The organism is Kangiella sp. TOML190 (genome assembly GCF_023706045.1).
In the GTDB taxonomy this organism is placed as follows: domain Bacteria; phylum Pseudomonadota; class Gammaproteobacteria; order Enterobacterales; family Kangiellaceae; genus Kangiella.
Genome location: NZ_BQYL01000001.1, coordinates 1,490,065 through 1,506,626, shown reverse-complemented (window position 1 = coordinate 1,506,626; position 16,562 = coordinate 1,490,065). Strand labels below are relative to the sequence as shown.

Genomic DNA, 16,562 nt, shown 5'->3' with positions numbered 1-16,562 from the left:
GCCTTATGCGTTTTCTTCGTGCGAAGCCATCAAGCCAGTACTTTGCTCTTCAAGAGTATGAATAATGTTCTTACTCTTACCTGCAACAATGGCATGCAAGAAGGTTAATGGAATCGCTGCTAACAAGCCCCAAACTGTGGTGGCCAAGGCTTTAGAAATACCATCAGCCATAGTTCTTGGGTCGCCTGTACCGTGCAAAGTAATCGATTGGAATACTTCGATCATACCGGTAACGGTACCCAATAGACCTAGCAATGGGCCAAGGGCAGCAATTACTTTAATTAGGTTGATACCACGCTCAATTTTTGGCGTCTCTTTTAATACCGCTTCATCAAGCTTCAACTCTAGATTTTCAGTATCTTCGTTCTTGTTCGCAAGATAAACTTTCATGATGCGACCAAGAGGGTTGTTTTTAGGCGTAGAGTTTTTCTTTTGCGAATTGATTGCAGGTCCTGTTACTACATACAGCATGAACAAGCGCTCAAGTGCAATGATTACACCCACAATTAATAGGACTAATACAGCCCAGCCAGCGACACCTTTATATTTCCAAAGACGCTCAGGCAAGCTCATTTTCAACTTCTCAAGCTGTAAGATACCGCCCTTTGAAGGATCCAGATACATACCGCCGTAACCTGAAGAAACCCCATTGTAAGCAGACAATGCATTTAATACTTGAGCATTTGGCTGTACTTGTAAGGTATTGATTTTTCCATCTTCGAAGAAAAGGTAGTCATCACCCGAGGTCAAGTTGAAAGCACCAATACGCTTAACCGTTTGCGACTCAGTTAAACCAGCGGTGTTAACTACATCAGCAGTAAAAGTAGTCACTTTGCCTTGCTCGGTCATCTCTTGTAATAACAAGACGTAGAAATCGCGCAGTTCTTGCATGCTTGGAGTACCAGAATCGTTCAAGTTTTCTAGCAACATATCACGCCCTGGGTATTGGGCACTGATCAAAGAAGCTTTCAAGTCACCTTGAATACTGTTAGCCGCTTGACGCACCACACCGAACAACTCACCCAAGTTACCTTGCTTTGCACGCAACTCGGTTTCAAGTTCAGTCAATTTCAATTCGTTCGCTTGGAATTGTGCTTGTAAGTTATTAGCAGTAGCTTCCGCTGAGGCTAATTTGTTACGCGCATCGCGTAGTTTACGCTCTTGAGTAGCCTTATTGGCACGAAACTCAGCTTCACGCTGTTGGTTAACCTGCTGCTGTAAGCGCTCTTGATTGCGCACTTCACGCAATAAATCATCAAGTGTCGTGGCTGCAGGTGCAGAAAAGTTAGCCGTTAAACCAACCACCGCAGCTAAAGATAAACTAATTATTTTTTTCATTGTGCGGCCTCCGCTACTGGAACTGGTACTTCAAACAATTCAGCAGGCGCGATACCTTTAGCCATCTTAATCGCTTCGCCTACTTCCTCAACGAATTCGCTAGGTAAATCCACCCACGATTTCGCTGACTTGTCCCAATATCGACCGTTAGTGCCATCCTTTGAAAGATACACATAAGCAGTACGACCTACGCGCAAGAAATCTACCTGAATCGAAGTGCCATCAGCATCGATCTCACCAGCAGTCGCTTGCATCACGTTACCGTAGCCCATTTCAATTTGGTAAGCTTCTAAAATTTTACGGTATTTTTCCGAAACTGAAACACCGGCATCATCCATTAACTTGTACAAGTTTTGAACACGCGCGGTTCTTTCTTCGATATTAAAAGGAATGTCTAAAGAAACGAATTGATCGAGAGTCTTTATCATCTCATCCATCAAAGGCAAAACACCTTTTTCGGTTTCGTCGATAGACTCCATTTCGCCGGCCATGTTGCCAATACTTTTTTCTTGGCTAGCAACTTGACGTCTTAATTGAGCATTAAAGGTCTCAAGACTGTCTACACGGCTAAGCGTATTACGGTATTCAAAAGCCGCATCAGCTGCTTGCTCAGCAAGCTTGTCAATTTTAGTTTGCGAAGATGCTGCTGCCTTGTCGATACGTTTTTCAACCGTAACCGACGACTCGAATGGCCCGGCGAGTGCCGCTCCGCTCAAGATAGCGCTGGTGATAACGGCCACCGCTGTTTTCTTTAGTGTTAATGTTTTATTCATATACATACCCAAATTTCAACTTAGAAATCTATTGTTATCAGTCGTATAAACGACTGTTTTTCGAAAAGGGGTTAAAAAAACCTCTTCCCGCTAAAGCTTATAAATAGACCACTATAAAAAGCAAAGAGGCCAACTATAAGGTTAAAGCAAATAGGCGTCAACCAAGGATTTGCGCTTTTCCACACTTAATCACTGAATTAACTTTAAGCGAAAAACTTATGCCTATTCTTGGTTGTCCATTTATTGAACAACCTAAAACTGGTCTAATATCTCCAGTTTAAAAGTTGATGCTGCCGCTTAGTTTTATGTACTTAGGAGTATCGAAACTAAAAGGCACTAAACCGTCTTGATCCAAACCGTAACGATTTACGGTGTCAGCATTTTCTTCCAACCCTAATAAATTCATCAGATCGATCCGAATCACCACTCCAACATTTTCCCAGTTAGATTGGTATTGCACACCAATGTCTAAAGTAGTGGCGTCAAAATGATTAGTATTGTTACTGTTTTCAGAGTGAGCAGCTAACAAGTGACCACTCTCTTTTTCCAAGCTGGCATCCAACGACCAATGGTCATTAACCTGATACTGACCAGCTAATGCTAGCTTATTGAGATCCAAAGGATAAGGATTAGGGTTACTCGGATTTAAGTAACCAAGTTCCGCCACCTGAGCTTTAAGCTCGGAAGCCTTAGCGTTTAATGAAAATGATTGGCCCAGCTGTCTTGAAACTTTAATTTCAATCGCCGATACATCATCAAATAAAAAATTGCCCGCACCACGGTTCTGATTAAAAGGCGAAAAATTCAATGTTTCTATTTGGTTCGGCTGACTAATATCGAACGAATAGTTAACTTCATGCAACGAATTGGGCTCTAAAATTCCCTGTCCTAAGCGATCCAGCTGTTGATCCGTTTTTAAATAGGCAATAGACACCGCCCAATTTTGATCGAAGCTTTGCTCAAACCCAAGGTTTAAATCTTGCCGAGAAAAATTATCGGTTGGATTCTCGTCAAAACTAATAGAAATAGGTACTTTTCGATTGCCATAGTTGACATAAAAACGTGACGTTTGATCTGCCGAGACTAGGCTACTGCCCAACTCCCAGTCATAAAAATTTGGGTAGGCCCGATTGGAAAATGGCGTATTAAAGTTCAAGCCGGCTGAATCGGCCTCGATCCGACTTAAGTCAAAAGATACTGACCACTGGCCTTGAGTATCTTTATCATCAGCTACCGAGTCAGCTTGCATGCTGTCTAAAATTTCTTGTTCAATAAAAATAGCCGGACTATCTGCAGGCGAAACAGACGAAGGCGAAGAGGAATAAGCTGAAAGCGAAGCATTGGGCTTAAAATCAAGCGGCTTGGGCAAAGCTTTTGTCATCAGCGACTGCGATAGTTTTAAAAACTCTTGGTAGTTTGATGAGGAGCTGCTTTGAATTAATGCCTTATCGCTCACTTCTTGTTTAGTCGATTGCTCTTGCAAAGTTTTTTTCGAGCTCAACTGAGACTCCGCTTGTGCCAACGAAGTGACCATTGAGAATCCAATTATGAGTGCGATATAACGTTTTTGCATGAATCTATCACTAACCTTCCATTAAACCTTGTTCTGTCTTTGTATCTATCTTTTCGGTTTTCGATTTTGCTGCTTGCTTGAATTCAATTAAAGGCATAGCCTCATGTCAACTCAAGCAACTTAACTTCAATCGGGCTCCTTGAAACGCTTTACAAAAAGCTACTACTTATTAAAAACCATTGCTGGCTAGCTATCGGCTATATTTTAATGAGATCCCATTAAGCTAATCAAAAGCTTGCAAATTACTTAGCGCGATTTTTCAACCGAATTATCGAAATCACACAGGCTATAAATGCCTCGATTTAAGTTCGGTTTTCACACCGCGGTCTTTCAGTATAGGTAATAACCATAGGGCTTTCAACTTAATATCGTTAGATTTCAATAACTAAGCTCTCAATTTACTATTAGTTTACAATTTTGCGAGCTATGACCAAGTTACCAATGGTAAAGTGACACATAAAAGCGACATAAATCATTGATTTGTAGTGAATTCGACGAATCCTTGCTATGATTAGGATCTTAACTTTACCTGAAATAAAAAGATCAATAGGTAAACGCTTGAAAAGTTTGACGGCAAAACTTTCATTGATACTTGTGGCGTCTGGTTGGGTGCTACTTTTGATGCTGGTTACGGCTTGTAAGCAAGCTTCTGATCTCAGTTCAAATTCCACAAAAACCTCAGCCCAAGCTCAAAATGCCGATATAAACAATGAATTACTGGTCTACTGCGCCGAAGGCAGTCCAGTGACTTTAAATCCGCAAACCAGCACCTCCGGCACCACAGTCGATGCCACTAGTCCGACTATTTTTAATCAATTGCTCGATTATGAACCAGGAACGACCAACCTGCGCCCACGGATAGCGGAATCTTGGGAAATATCCGAAGATGGACTCCAGTATCGCTTTAAGCTTAAGAAGGATATAGCTTTTCACTCCAACCAACACTTTTCTCCAACTCGCTCATTAAATGCTGATGATGTGATTTTTAGTATCGAGCGACAACGGGATCCTATGCATCCGCTTTATCAAGCGGCCAAAGGCCGTTACCCCTATTTCCAAAGCCAAGGACTTGCTCAATTAATCCAAAATATTCGCAAAATTGACGAACATCAGCTTGAAATTCAACTAAACCGCCCCGAAAGCCCTTTTTTGGCGATTCTCGCAACGCCTTATTTACCGATCCAATCCAAGGAATATGCCGAAGTATTGGCACAAAAGAATCAACTCGAGCTGTTTGACAAGGCTCCTATCGGCACAGGCCCTTTTCAATTAGTAGATTACCAAGTAGATTCACTGCTGCGTTTTAAAGCTTTCGAAGAGCATTTCGCAGGAGTCAGTGCAATCCAAAACTTGGTTTATGCCATCACTCCAGATCCGGCGATGCGCTTTGCACGCTTTTCCGCCGGCGAGTGCGATATAATGCGCTACCCGCTACCGGTACACCTTAAATTGGCAGAACAACAAGCTCAGATCCAGTCCAACCAAATTGCGGGTTTAAATGTTGCTTATTGGGCTTTTAATACCGAAAAAGCGCCCTTTAACCAGCCCAAAGTACGCCAAGCGCTAAGTTATGCGATAAATCGCAAAGCCATTATCCGCGCGGTCTATGACCAACAAGCAACCATTGCTGACAGCCCTATTCCCACCACCTCTTGGGCTTACCAAAAACCGCCGCAGCCTATTGTTTACAACCCCGCCAAGGCTAAAAGCTTGCTTGCCGAGGCTGGCTACGATAAAGGGCTATCGCTTGATATTTGGGCCATGCCGGTACAAAGAGGCTATAACCCCAACGCGCGTAAGATGGCGGAGATGATCCAACAAGACTTAACCGAGATTGGCGTCAAAGCGCAAATTATCAGTTTTCAGTGGGGAACTTTTTTGCGTCGCGTTCGCCTCGGCCATCACCAAACCGTGCTGCTAGGCTGGAATGCCGATAATGGCGATCCCGATAATTTTTTAACTCCCTTACTAAGTTGCTTAGCCAGTCAAAACCGTGGCAATTACGCCCGCTGGTGTAATCAAAACTTTGACCGCATTATCAAGCGAGCGCGCTTGGAAACTGATCCTGAGCAAAGAAAAAAGCTCTATCAACAAGCGCAAGCTATGTTCCAACAAGAACAACCCTGGCTCACCATTGCTTATGCGCAAAATAGTTTATTGTTTAATCATCAGTTAAACGGAGTGCAACTCTCGCCCCTAGGCAGTATTAGTTTTGAAGGCGTATCGTTTCTAAATCCTCAGGCGGACAGTCCCAAAATAGATAATCCCCAAACTGATAACCCTCAGACAGATAATCCGCTACAACCGCTGGAAGCTGAGCCAATGGCGGGAGACGAGAAACCATGATCGCTACCCTACTACGCTTACTGTTTACCGCGGTTGTTAGTTTTATTGGTTTGACCTTGCTCACCTTCTATATCAGCCAACAGGCAGCAGTACCCATTTTTCCTTACCAAGCCAGCTCTGCTTTTGGCCAATACTTTGAGTATGTGGGACATTTGTTTCAAGCCGATTGGGGCTACTCGTACATCTCGGGAAACTCGGTACTCACTGACTTTTTAAAACATTTCCCCGCCACTTTCGAGCTGCTAACTTTAGCGTTAATGATGGCAATTGTATTCGGTTTATTACTGGGCATTTTCGCCGCTAAAAACCAAGGAAGCTGGATCGACAATGGCCTGATGAGCGCAACCCTTATCGGCTATTCCATGCCCATTTTTTGGTGGGGCTTACTATTAGTGCTGTTTTTCTCTTTACATTTAGGATTGACTCCAGTAGCCGGACGAATTGGTTTTGAATACCACATCGAACCAGTTACCCGCTTCATGTTGATTGATAGCTTAATCAGTAGCAACCAATATGGTTATCAGGCTTTTTATAATGCGCTCAAACACCTGATCCTTCCCAGCATCACCTTAAGTTGGGTACCCATGGCCATTATGGCGCGCATGACTCGTTCTTCCTTGGTCAATATTTTAAAGTTTGAATACATCCGCACGGCTCGCTCAAAAGGCTTATCCGAGTCGCGGATCATTCGGGTGCATGCGCTGAGAAACGCGATGCAAGCATTACTTACCATAGGTGGTTTGCAAATCAGTATCCTTATGACGGGACTCATCATTACTGAATACATCTTTGCTTGGCCAGGCGTTGGCACGTGGCTTTTGAATGCCGTTTCGCGCCAAGACTACGCCAACATCCAAGGCGGGATTTTGGCCATCTCCTCTATTGTCATTATTTTTAATTTGCTGCTCGATCTACTATCAAACTACTTAGATCCGCGAAAAAGGAGACCACTGTGAATTACGCCAAAGTCAGCAGCCTCTCTTTGCGCCTAAAACAATGGTCCTCGCGCCCCTCGTGGCAAATGTTCAGCCACAATAATGGTGCGGTTATTGGTAGCCTGTTTTTACTTTTAATCATTTTATTAGCCATTATTGGTCCTTGGATCGCGCCTTTTGATCCGGCTCAACAATACAGCAGCCGTGCATTCCAGCCACCCTTATGGAATCCACTGGGCAACTTCCCACACTTTTTGGGCACCGATGATTTAGGTCGAGATCTCTTTTCAAGGCTTTTATACGGCGCTCGATTGTCGCTGGTGTTGTCAGTGTTTATCGTTCTTACTTCAGGCATGATTGGTGTTTTTCTTGGTGCGATCGCCTCGCTGATCCCGCAGATGCTGCGCAGTCTTTTAATGCGCTTTATGGATATCTTGCTTTCCTTGCCATCGCTGTTACTGGCCATTGCAGTGGTCGCGGTTATTGGGCCGGGGCTGATTAATGCCGTCTATGCGGTGATTTTGGTGCTTATTCCGCAATTTGTAAAATTGACTCAAAGCGCCATTTCGCAAGAACTGAATAAAGAATACAGCATGGCGGTTAAACTCGATGGTGCTAACTCTAAGCGCTTATTATTCAAGCACATTGGCCCTAATATAGTTCCAGCCTTGATTATTCAGTCCACTTTCAGTTTCTCCACGGCTTTACTGGACATAGCCGCCTTAGGCTTTTTAGGACTGGGAGCGCAGCCGCCAATCGCGGAATGGGGAACCATGCTGGCCGAGTCGCGAGCCTATATCCAATATGCCCCTTGGACTATGGTATTGCCAGGATTAGCCATATTCTTAACCATTTTATCAGTCAATTTGGTTGGCGATGGATTGCGCGATGCGCTCGATCCGCAAATTAACCAATAGGTAACGAGATGAGCTTATTACAAATCGAAAATCTGACGGTTAAATTTAAAACGGATCATGGGTTAGTAACCGCCGTGGATCAGGCTCGCTTTCAAATTGAGCCAGGGCAAGTTACCGGAGTAATTGGCGAATCGGGTTCCGGTAAAAGCGTTATGGCGCTGGCCATTGCCGAGCTATTATCGCCGGCGGCTATCGCCCAAGCGGAATTGTTTAGTCTCGAAGGCAAAGATCTTATCCGGATGCCTAGCGCCGAGCGAAAGAAGCTGATCACCGACAATATTTCGATTATTTTCCAAGATCCAACATCGAGCTTAAACCCATCGTTAACCATCGGCTTTCAACTCGATGAAACGGTTCGCTTTCACAAAGGTGGCAACCGCAAGCAATGTCGCGAGCGCTCATTGGAGCTCTTAACCGCGGTTGGGATCCACGATGCCAAGCGCCGTTACCGCGAATACCCACACCAGCTATCCGGCGGTTTGAACCAGCGGGTAATGATTGCGATGGCGCTAGCCTGCGAGCCGAAACTCTTGATCGCAGATGAACCCACCACATCCTTGGACGTAACGATACAAGCGCAAACCCTCGATCTATTGATGCGACTAAACGAAGAGCTCGGCATGGCTTTGATGCTGATCACTCACGATTTTTCAATTTTGTCGGAAACTACTGAAAAAGTTAGTGTGATGTACTCAGGACAAATTGTTGAGTCTGGCAGAACGTATAAATTACTGAGCGAACCCTACCACCCTTACACCAAAGCCTTATTGGATAGCGTACCGCATTTTGGGATGCATTATAAAAAGGGCCGTCGGCTCTACAATTTAGCTGGCTCTACTCCGCCAATGCGCCACCTGCCGGTTGGTTGCAACCTTGGGCCGCGATGCCCTTACGCCAGTCGTCGCTGTGTCGAAATGCCTAAGTTACGAAACCTACAAGGCAGACAAATTCGTTGCCATTATCCGCTGTTAGAAAAGGAGTAGAGAGCTTATGGCCAATTTGTTTACCGCAAAACTACTTCGCAAATCTTATAAAATCTCCAATAACCCTCTAAAAGATCGTTATCTGGAAGTGCTAAAAGGAATCAGTTTCTCAATTAATCCAGGACAAACCCTGGCCGTGGTCGGCGAATCTGGTTCGGGGAAATCTACCCTAGCAAGAATTCTAGTGGGTGCAGAGAAGCCTAACTCTGGTGATTTATTGTTAAATGGGGTCAACGTTTTCGAACAAAAGCACTTTCAATGGTTTAAACAAATCCGCATGATTTTTCAAAACCCGCGCACATCCTTTAATCCTCGCGCGACCATCCAACAAATTCTTGCGGAGCCATTGATCAATGCAAAGGGTTTTAATAATACCCAAATCAAACATAGGGTTGCAGAAAAGCTTGAAATGGTTGGCTTGCGAACTGAATATGCCGATCGTTACCCGCATACTTTCTCTGGCGGGCAAAGGCAGCGGATTGCTATTGCCAGGGCGCTGATGCTTAACCCTAAAGTGATCGTTGCCGATGAGCCAGTTTCGGCGTTGGACGTTTCAGTACAGGCGCAAATTATTAATTTATTACTCGATCTGCAGGAAGAATTACAATTAGCTTATGTCTTTATTTCCCACGATCTGGGTCTAGTAGAACACTTCAGTGATAAGGTGTTGGTACTAAATAAAGGAGAGCAAGTGGAGTATGGCCCTGTACAGCAGATCTTTAGTCAGCCGCAATCTCAGTACACCCAAAAACTAATGACAGCCTCTTGCGGCTATCAACGAAAGAAATAAAAAAGCCCTTATTGACAAGGGCTTTTTACTAAATCACCAACTAAGGATCTATTTAATATCAGCTTTTTCTCGTAACTCTTTTAGCAATGATTGTAAATCGCCTTGAGAATTGAAATAGGCCAACTGCAGTTTGTACTGATTCTTTTTCGCTTCATCTAACTTAGACAAATCGGGATAGTTAACTTTACGCAGCTCAACAAGCGCATAATCACCCGTGGTTAATTCGTCAACCGCAATAGTTGGCGCATCAACTGGCGCTTTTTGCTTAAACAAAGCTTGCAATAACGCCGGATCTAGCGCCGCGTCTCTGGAAGCAAAACCGCTACTTTCTATCCAAGTCAATTCTTTAGTCGCTAATAGCTCGGCAACATCCTTGCCTGCCTCTAGTTCAAGCTTCACTTTCTCGGCAAACTCTTTAGCAGCCTCTGCCGCTTTTGCTTGAGTCAAGCGATCGCGGATCTGCTGGCTAACCTCCGCTAAAGGCTTGGTGCCTTCAGCTTGATAATCAGTCACCACAATATAAGCTATTGACTGATCACTCAGCTTAATTTCATCACTAATTTCTTTGGATTGGATGTTAGCGCTGCTGAAAGCTTGCTCTAACAAAGCTGGATGATTTAAATCTACAGGTGCTTGTCCTTGTTCAAACCAACCGGAACTGGCCAAAGTCAAACCAGCGGTTTTAGCCAGCTCGGCGATAGTTTCGGTACTAAAAATCGCATCGTTTAAGGTCGCTTGCTTGCTAAAGAATTCGCTTTCCGCTTGCTCATTAGCCAGACGATCTTTAATGGTATCGCTTACGGCGACTAACTCTTGCACATCTCCCGCGCTACGCTCAACCAATTTAATAATATGGTAACCAAAGTCAGTTTTAACCACTTCGGATAATTCGCCCGCTTGAGTTAAAGCTAAAGCAGCCGCTTCAAACTCAGGAACCCAACCACTATTACCTTCGGCGGCATCGGTTGTATCTAACACGCCACCATTTTGCGCGCTAAAAGTATCCGCTGAATGCTCTTTAGCCAGCTCAGCAAAGTCGGCTCCATTGGTAATTTGGGTTAGTAAATCTGTTGCTTTTTGCTCGGCATTATCTTCGTCGTTAGTGATCAGAATATGCGCTACTTGAATTTTATCGGGAGCGATATATTGGTTTTTATTTTGTTGATAAAATTCTGCTATCTGCTCATCGCTGATAGCTGCTTTAATTTGGCTCGCTAGCTGATCTTTGGAAACTAAGATGTAATCGATTTTAACTTTTTCAGCTTGGGCGAACTCAGCAGCATTTTGCTCGTAATAGGTTTGGATTTCCGCTTCTTCAAGACTAATCCCTTCAGCGAATTTTGCTTGAGGAATTTTGACTAGTTTGGCATCACGAGTTTGCTCTTGAATACGGTAGAAAGTTTCAATCTCTTGATCCAAAGTAAAGCCTGAATCAGAGACACTCTTATTGAATTGATCGCGAGTAATTTGCGCCCTGATACGGTTCTCGAACTCAGAATAAGGTACATTATTTTGCGCTAAGATGGTTTTCGCCATCTCTGGGTCATACACCCCATTTACTTGAAATTGAGGAACCTTACGCACTTCAGTAGTAATTTGCGATTTGGAGGCCGTCAGGCCTGTTTGTGCGATACTACTGGTGACAACTCGATCATTGATCAGCTGCTCACGGATCTGAAGACGTAAAGCCGCTTTACTGGCTTCGGTAGGATATTGCTGATCGAAGTTAGCATTTGCTCGACGCTGTCGGGCGATCACTTCATCGATTTCGGCATTGCTGATAGTGATCCCATCCACTTCGGCCACCGTGCCGCCGTCATTGGTGAAAAGGTTCGCACTAAAGTAACCTGCAAACACAAAGAAAATAATGATGATGAACAAAATCACCTTCATTATAGGTCCTTGCATCTTTTCTTGTATTCTTTCTAGCATCATAGCTAAGTACCTACTAAATTTATTCGAATAATAATCGCAAGATAATATCTTACTACAAACTTCTACTGAGCTTTACGCTTGGCGAAAAGTCAAAGAGCGCGGCAATGATTTTATAAAAAGCCTATGGAGTTTACTTTAGTAAATGACTAGGCTTGTTAAAATTATTAACAAAGCTATGTGACTTTACAGCAATCGTAAAGAAAAACGCGCCAAAGGGCGCGTTTAAAAATAATGGCGGAGCGGACGGGACTCGAACCCGCGACCCCCGGCGTGACAGGCCGGTATTCTAACCAGCTGAACTACCGCTCCAACACAGTCTTTTAAGCTTAAGTTCAGGGTCACTTAAAAGACTAATTCTTTGCCCTATGCAAACCCTAAAGTCGATAGTTAAAGAATTTTGGTGGGTGGTACTGGGCTCGAACCAGTGACCCTCGCCTTGTAAGGGCGATGCTCTCCCAACTGAGCTAACCACCCAGAAAAACGGCGGCTAGTTTACCGCGTCTTTAAGCGCTTTACCAGCTTTAAATCCAGGAACTTTTGCGGCCTTAATTTGGATAGTTTCGCCAGTTTGAGGGTTGCGGCCAGTACGTGCAGCACGCTCTTTTACTGAAAAAGTACCAAAACCAACTAATGAGACTGATTCGCCTTTTTGTAATGATTCTGTGATGGCACCGATCATTGAGTCTAATGCACGACCTGCAGCTGCTTTTGAAATGTCTGAACCTGCTGCAATTGCATCGATTAATTCTGATTTATTCACTCACTTTCCCCTTAATTCTTGAGTTATTTAGGATCCTGTTACGGGTAAAAAACCATTTCTGTAACTATGGTTTCAAATTAGGTTGTTTGTTATAACAACTAGCGCTTAAAGGTGTCAAGAAAATTCCGGCCAAAAAGCGCAAAAACCCTTAAATACAGGGCCTTTGCGCAAATTTCAAACACTTAATGAGGATGAATATCGGCTTTCGATGTTCCCTTCTTGCCGGATCCTTTGCTCTTGCCAGAACTGGACGGTTTTAGCGGCTCTGGTGGACGTTCTAATGCAATATCAATCACTTCGTCGATCCACTTCACGCAGTTTATCTCCAGATCCTTCTTAATATTAGCAGGTATGTCAGCTAAATCACGCTCATTATCCTTAGGGATCATGACGGTTTTAATGCCACCGCGGTGTGCGGCAAGCAATTTTTCTTTCAAGCCGCCAATTGGTAAGACCTCGCCTCGCAAAGTGATCTCACCAGTCATAGCCACATCTTTCCTCACCGGGATCTCAGTTAAACTAGAAATCAAGGCAGTACACATACCAATACCAGCACTAGGGCCATCTTTTGGCGTAGCGCCTTCTGGAACGTGCACATGGATATCTTTTTTCTCATGGAACTCAGGTTCAATCCCCAGCGCCAAACAACGACTTCTAACCACCGTCATGGCCGCTTGGATCGACTCTTTCATCACATCACCGAGCTGTCCGGTAAAGCTGGTTTTGCCCTTACCATCGACCACCACCGACTCTATGGTCAATAATTCACCACCAACCGAGGTCCAAGCCAAACCGGTGACTTGACCAATCTGATTGCTCTCGCCAGCACGGCCATAATCGAAGCGCTGTACTCCGAGGTACTTGTCGATATTGCCTTTATGAACCTTAATGGTTTTCTTTTCCTTTTTAGCCAATAGCTGCTGCTTAACCGTCTTACGACAAATTTTAGCAATTTCTCGCTCTAAATTACGCACACCGGATTCACGTGTGTAAAAGCGGATAATACTGCGAATACCAGATTCCGATAGCTGTAACTCATCATCTCGCAAACCCGCATTTTTCATTTGCTTCGGTAGCAAATAACGGGTTGCAATCTCCACTTTTTCATCTTCGGTGTAACCTGGGATACGAATCACTTCCATTCGATCGAGCAGTGGCGCCGGAATATTCATCGAATTGGATGTAGCGATAAACATCACTTCCGACAAATCATAATCCACTTCGAGATAATGGTCATTAAAGGTATGGTTTTGCTCCGGATCCAACACTTCGAGCAAGGCCGAAGAAGGATCGCCACGCATATCCATCGCCATCTTGTCGATTTCATCAAGCAAAAAGAGTGGGTTTTTAACCGTCGCTTTGCTCATTTTCTGCATCAACTTACCAGGCATAGCACCAATGTAGGTTCTACGGTGACCGCGAATCTCTGCCTCATCACGCACCCCACCCAAGGCCATTCGCACATATTTGCGACCAGTGGCTTTAGCAATGGACTGGCCTAACGAAGTTTTACCGACGCCCGGCGGCCCGACTAAACACAAAACCGGACCTTTGAGTTTTTTCACCCGTTGTTGTACCGCCAAATACTCTAGAATCCGCTCTTTGACTTTTTCCAAACCATAATGGTCAGCGTTTAACGTTTCTTCTGCTGCTGATAAGTCATGTTTAACTTTTGAACGTTTCTTCCAAGGTACGCCCAGCAACCAATCAATATAACCACGCACCACAGTCGCTTCTGCCGACATCGGTGACATCATTTTTAACTTTTTCAACTCAGCTTCAGCTTTTTCTTTTGCTTCTTTGGTCATTCCTGAGTCAGCAATTTTATTGGCTAGCTCTTCATGCTCGGAAGCAGTTTCTTCGCCTTCGCCTAATTCTTTTTGGATAGCTTTAATCTGCTCGTTCAAATAATATTCGCGCTGATTTTTCTCCATTTGATTTTTAACGCGACTACGAATGCGCTTTTCAACCTGCAACAACTCCATTTCGCCTTCCATCTTGCTCATCAAATGCTCCAAGCGCTCGGAAGTATTATCCATTTCCAGAATCTGTTGCTTATCCTGAATATTCAGCGCCATATGAGCTGCAATGCTATCGGCCAAACGACTCGGATCATCAATCCCAGACAAAGATGTTAAGATTTCGCTAGGGACTTTTTTGTTAAGTTTCACATACTTATCGAAATTCGATAAAGCAGCTCGTGACAAGCCATCTTCTTCAGAAGGGTTCAGTGAAACACTCGGCACCGTTTCCACCTCGGCCACATACATAGGCTCAGTTTCGGTGTATTGCACCACCTTGGCTCTTTGTACCCCTTCCACCAATACTTTAACGTTGCCATCGGGTAGCTTGAGCATCTGTAAAATAGTCGCCACGCAACCATAGTCGTAGATTTGATCCGGCTCTGGCATATCGTCGGAAGCTTCTTTTTGCGCCACCAACATCACCTGCTTATCGCCATTGGTGGCTTCTTCGAGCGCCAAAATCGACTTCTCGCGACCAACAAACAAAGGGATCACCATGTGTGGAAAAACCACCACATCACGTAATGGCAATAAAGGAAGTTGTTTGGAGGCAATTGCTTGTGTTTTATCTTCGGTCTGCATCGAGCTTATCCTAATAGAGGCTTATAGAGCCTTTGGTTATGTGAATCTAGCTTATTGTTAAGCTTAGTTATTGCATTGTCAGTCGTCGAACGCTCGCCGCGACTCAAAATAGCTTGAGTCAAACAGCAATCTGAGCAAAAAAAGTGGGGCTCAGAAAGAGCCCTGATTGATGGTGTTTAGTGCTACTCGGATACGGCTTTCGCTTGTGAATCGTAGATCAAAAGCGGTTCGGCCTCGCCTTTCACCACTGCAGCATCAATGCACACCTTGCTGACGTTCTCTAACGAAGGTAACTCATACATGGTGTCTAATAAAATTTCTTCAAGGATCGATCGCAAACCACGCGCGCCAGTACGACGTTGCATCGCTTTCTTGGCAATCGCCTGCAAAGCATCTTTGCGGAACTCAAGCTCAACATTTTCCAACATCAGAAGCTTATTGTATTGCTTGGTCAGTGCATTTTTCGGCTCGGTTAAAATTCGCACCAAAGCCTCTTCGTCCAACTCTTGCAAGGTCGCCACAATCGGCAAGCGGCCAATAAATTCAGGAATAAGACCAAATTTCACTAGGTCATCAGGTTCGATATTTTTTAGCATTTCGCCAATCGCTTTACCATCGTGCGTTTCTTTGACATCAGCGCCAAAGCCAATACCACCTTTTTCGGTACGCTCTTGAATGATTTTTTCAATTCCAGCAAAAGCACCACCACAAACGAACAGAATGTTACCAGTATTGACCTGCAAAAATTCTTGCTGTGGATGTTTCCGGCCACCTTGAGGCGGAACTGAGGCGACCGTGCCTTCAATCAGTTTTAATAAGGCTTGCTGCACCCCTTCACCTGAAACGTCGCGAGTGATCGAAGGGTTGTCGGACTTACGCGAAATCTTATCAATTTCATCAATGTAAACGATACCCCGCTCAGCTTTTTCTACGTCATAATCACACTTTTGTAATAATTTTTGGATGATATTCTCAACATCTTCGCCTACATAACCGGCTTCGGTTAAAGTGGTTGCATCGGCCATGGTAAAAGGCACTTCAAGCATACGAGCTAGAGTTTCTGCCAATAAGGTTTTACCGGAACCCGTAGGGCCAATTAATAAAATATTACTTTTGCCTAATTCTACGTCCTGATTTTCAGAAGACTGGGGCTCATTTTCGAGACGTTTATAGTGGTTATAAACCGCTACCGATAATACTTTTTTCGCTCGATCTTGACCGATAACATACTCTTCTAAAAAAGCGCTAATTTCTTGTGGCGTTGGTAAATCCCGCGAACTGCCGCCTTCGGCAATATCTTTGACTTCTTCGATAATGATGTCATTACAAAGATCAACACATTCGTTGCAAATAAAGACACGTGGGCCTGCGATCAGCTTTTTGACTTCATGCTGACTTTTGCCACAAAAAGAGCAATAGAGTGTTTTATTATCAGTGGTTTCGCTCATTTATTCCTCTGCTGGGGATTCAATCAAATTTTGCCGCCAAACCCCATCAATTGGGTTAATTCAGCATAATTCAATGCGATTTGTCTACTTTAGGCTAACATTATCAAATTAACTGACTTAACAAAAGAAAAATGACGTTTTGTTACCAAATTTATAGC

12 protein-coding genes and 2 tRNA genes are annotated in these 16,562 nt (G+C 44.0%); 5 read left to right on the top strand and 9 right to left on the bottom strand.

What is annotated here, in order from left to right:
• Window positions 1-3: 3 nt before the first annotated feature.
• The 3 genes from NFS34_RS07315 to NFS34_RS07305 all read right to left on the bottom strand — a co-directional run bounded on the left by NFS34_RS07315 (window position 4) and on the right by NFS34_RS07305 (window position 3,684).
• Window positions 4-1,338 carry a MotA/TolQ/ExbB proton channel family protein gene (locus NFS34_RS07315; protein WP_251359279.1) on the bottom strand — a complete coding sequence of 445 codons (1,335 nt, stop codon included), beginning with the start codon at window positions 1,336-1,338 and terminating at the stop codon, window positions 4-6.
• Window positions 1,335-2,111 (bottom strand): DUF3450 domain-containing protein, encoded by a 777-nt coding sequence (locus tag NFS34_RS07310; RefSeq protein WP_251359278.1) that lies wholly within the window; start codon window positions 2,109-2,111, stop codon window positions 1,335-1,337. The genes NFS34_RS07315 and NFS34_RS07310 overlap by 4 nt, the downstream gene beginning before the upstream one ends.
• Window positions 2,112-2,388: 277 nt before the next feature.
• A complete protein-coding gene (locus NFS34_RS07305) occupies window positions 2,389-3,684 on the bottom strand; it encodes a hypothetical protein (protein ID WP_251359277.1) in 1,296 nt (431 codons plus the stop codon).
• Between the two features lie 621 nt (window positions 3,685-4,305).
• Here NFS34_RS07305 and NFS34_RS07300 point away from each other — a divergent pair.
• From NFS34_RS07300 to NFS34_RS07280, 5 genes are read left to right on the top strand one after another with little or no spacing between them, the layout of a single operon-like run.
• Window positions 4,306-6,030 carry an ABC transporter substrate-binding protein gene (locus tag NFS34_RS07300; RefSeq protein WP_251360302.1) on the top strand — a complete coding sequence of 575 codons (1,725 nt, stop codon included), beginning with the start codon at window positions 4,306-4,308 and terminating at the stop codon, window positions 6,028-6,030.
• Window positions 6,027-6,986 carry an ABC transporter permease gene (locus tag NFS34_RS07295; RefSeq protein WP_251359276.1) on the top strand — a complete coding sequence of 320 codons (960 nt, stop codon included), beginning with the start codon at window positions 6,027-6,029 and terminating at the stop codon, window positions 6,984-6,986. The genes NFS34_RS07300 and NFS34_RS07295 overlap by 4 nt, the downstream gene beginning before the upstream one ends.
• Entirely contained in the window at window positions 6,983-7,882 is a 900-nt protein-coding gene (locus tag NFS34_RS07290) for an ABC transporter permease subunit (RefSeq protein WP_251359275.1), read from the top strand. Before NFS34_RS07295 ends, NFS34_RS07290 begins: the two co-directional genes overlap by 4 nt.
• Before the next feature lie 8 nt (window positions 7,883-7,890).
• Window positions 7,891-8,865, top strand: coding sequence for an ABC transporter ATP-binding protein (locus NFS34_RS07285; RefSeq protein ID WP_251359274.1), 975 nt, complete (start codon window positions 7,891-7,893; stop codon window positions 8,863-8,865).
• Between the two features lie 7 nt (window positions 8,866-8,872).
• Entirely contained in the window at window positions 8,873-9,655 is a 783-nt protein-coding gene (locus tag NFS34_RS07280) for an ABC transporter ATP-binding protein (protein ID WP_251359273.1), read from the top strand.
• A 48-nt stretch (window positions 9,656-9,703) separates the two neighbouring features.
• Here NFS34_RS07280 and NFS34_RS07275 read toward each other — a convergent pair whose 3' ends face one another.
• The 6 genes from NFS34_RS07275 to clpX form a co-directional block, all read right to left on the bottom strand.
• Complete coding sequence (locus NFS34_RS07275; protein WP_251359272.1) at window positions 9,704-11,590, bottom strand: SurA N-terminal domain-containing protein; 1,887 nt, start codon at window positions 11,588-11,590, stop codon at window positions 9,704-9,706.
• A gap of 232 nt (window positions 11,591-11,822) precedes the next feature.
• A tRNA-Asp gene (locus NFS34_RS07270) sits at window positions 11,823-11,899 on the bottom strand.
• A gap of 89 nt (window positions 11,900-11,988) precedes the next feature.
• Window positions 11,989-12,064, bottom strand: a tRNA-Val gene (locus NFS34_RS07265).
• Window positions 12,065-12,077: 13 nt separating this feature from the next.
• Window positions 12,078-12,350, bottom strand: coding sequence for a nucleoid-associated protein HU-beta (gene hupB / locus NFS34_RS07260; RefSeq protein ID WP_251359271.1), 273 nt, complete (start codon window positions 12,348-12,350; stop codon window positions 12,078-12,080).
• A 182-nt stretch (window positions 12,351-12,532) separates the two neighbouring features.
• On the bottom strand, window positions 12,533-14,956 hold the full coding sequence (lon, locus tag NFS34_RS07255; RefSeq protein WP_251359270.1) for an endopeptidase La: 2,424 nt from the start codon (window positions 14,954-14,956) through the stop codon (window positions 12,533-12,535).
• Between the two features lie 182 nt (window positions 14,957-15,138).
• Entirely contained in the window at window positions 15,139-16,404 is a 1,266-nt protein-coding gene (gene clpX / locus NFS34_RS07250) for an ATP-dependent Clp protease ATP-binding subunit ClpX (RefSeq protein WP_251359269.1), read from the bottom strand.
• Between the last annotated feature and the right edge of the window lie 158 nt (window positions 16,405-16,562).

What these genes read in the sequence shown, in the direction of transcription:
- NFS34_RS07315 (WP_251359279.1), bottom strand. Translation starts at nt 1,338, where the DNA reads ATGAAAAAAATAATTAGTTTATCTTTAGCTGCGGTGGTTGGTTTAACG.
- NFS34_RS07310 (WP_251359278.1), bottom strand. Translation starts at nt 2,111, where the DNA reads ATGAATAAAACATTAACACTAAAGAAAACAGCGGTGGCCGTTATCACC.
- NFS34_RS07305 (WP_251359277.1), bottom strand. Translation starts at nt 3,684, where the DNA reads ATGCAAAAACGTTATATCGCACTCATAATTGGATTCTCAATGGTCACT.
- NFS34_RS07300 (WP_251360302.1), top strand. Translation starts at nt 4,306, where the DNA reads ATGCTGGTTACGGCTTGTAAGCAAGCTTCTGATCTCAGTTCAAATTCC.
- NFS34_RS07295 (WP_251359276.1), top strand. Translation starts at nt 6,027, where the DNA reads ATGATCGCTACCCTACTACGCTTACTGTTTACCGCGGTTGTTAGTTTT.
- NFS34_RS07285 (WP_251359274.1), top strand. Translation starts at nt 7,891, where the DNA reads ATGAGCTTATTACAAATCGAAAATCTGACGGTTAAATTTAAAACGGAT.
- NFS34_RS07280 (WP_251359273.1), top strand. Translation starts at nt 8,873, where the DNA reads ATGGCCAATTTGTTTACCGCAAAACTACTTCGCAAATCTTATAAAATC.
- NFS34_RS07275 (WP_251359272.1), bottom strand. Translation starts at nt 11,590, where the DNA reads ATGATGCTAGAAAGAATACAAGAAAAGATGCAAGGACCTATAATGAAG.
- lon (WP_251359270.1), bottom strand. Translation starts at nt 14,956, where the DNA reads ATGCAGACCGAAGATAAAACACAAGCAATTGCCTCCAAACAACTTCCT.
- clpX (WP_251359269.1), bottom strand. Translation starts at nt 16,404, where the DNA reads ATGAGCGAAACCACTGATAATAAAACACTCTATTGCTCTTTTTGTGGC.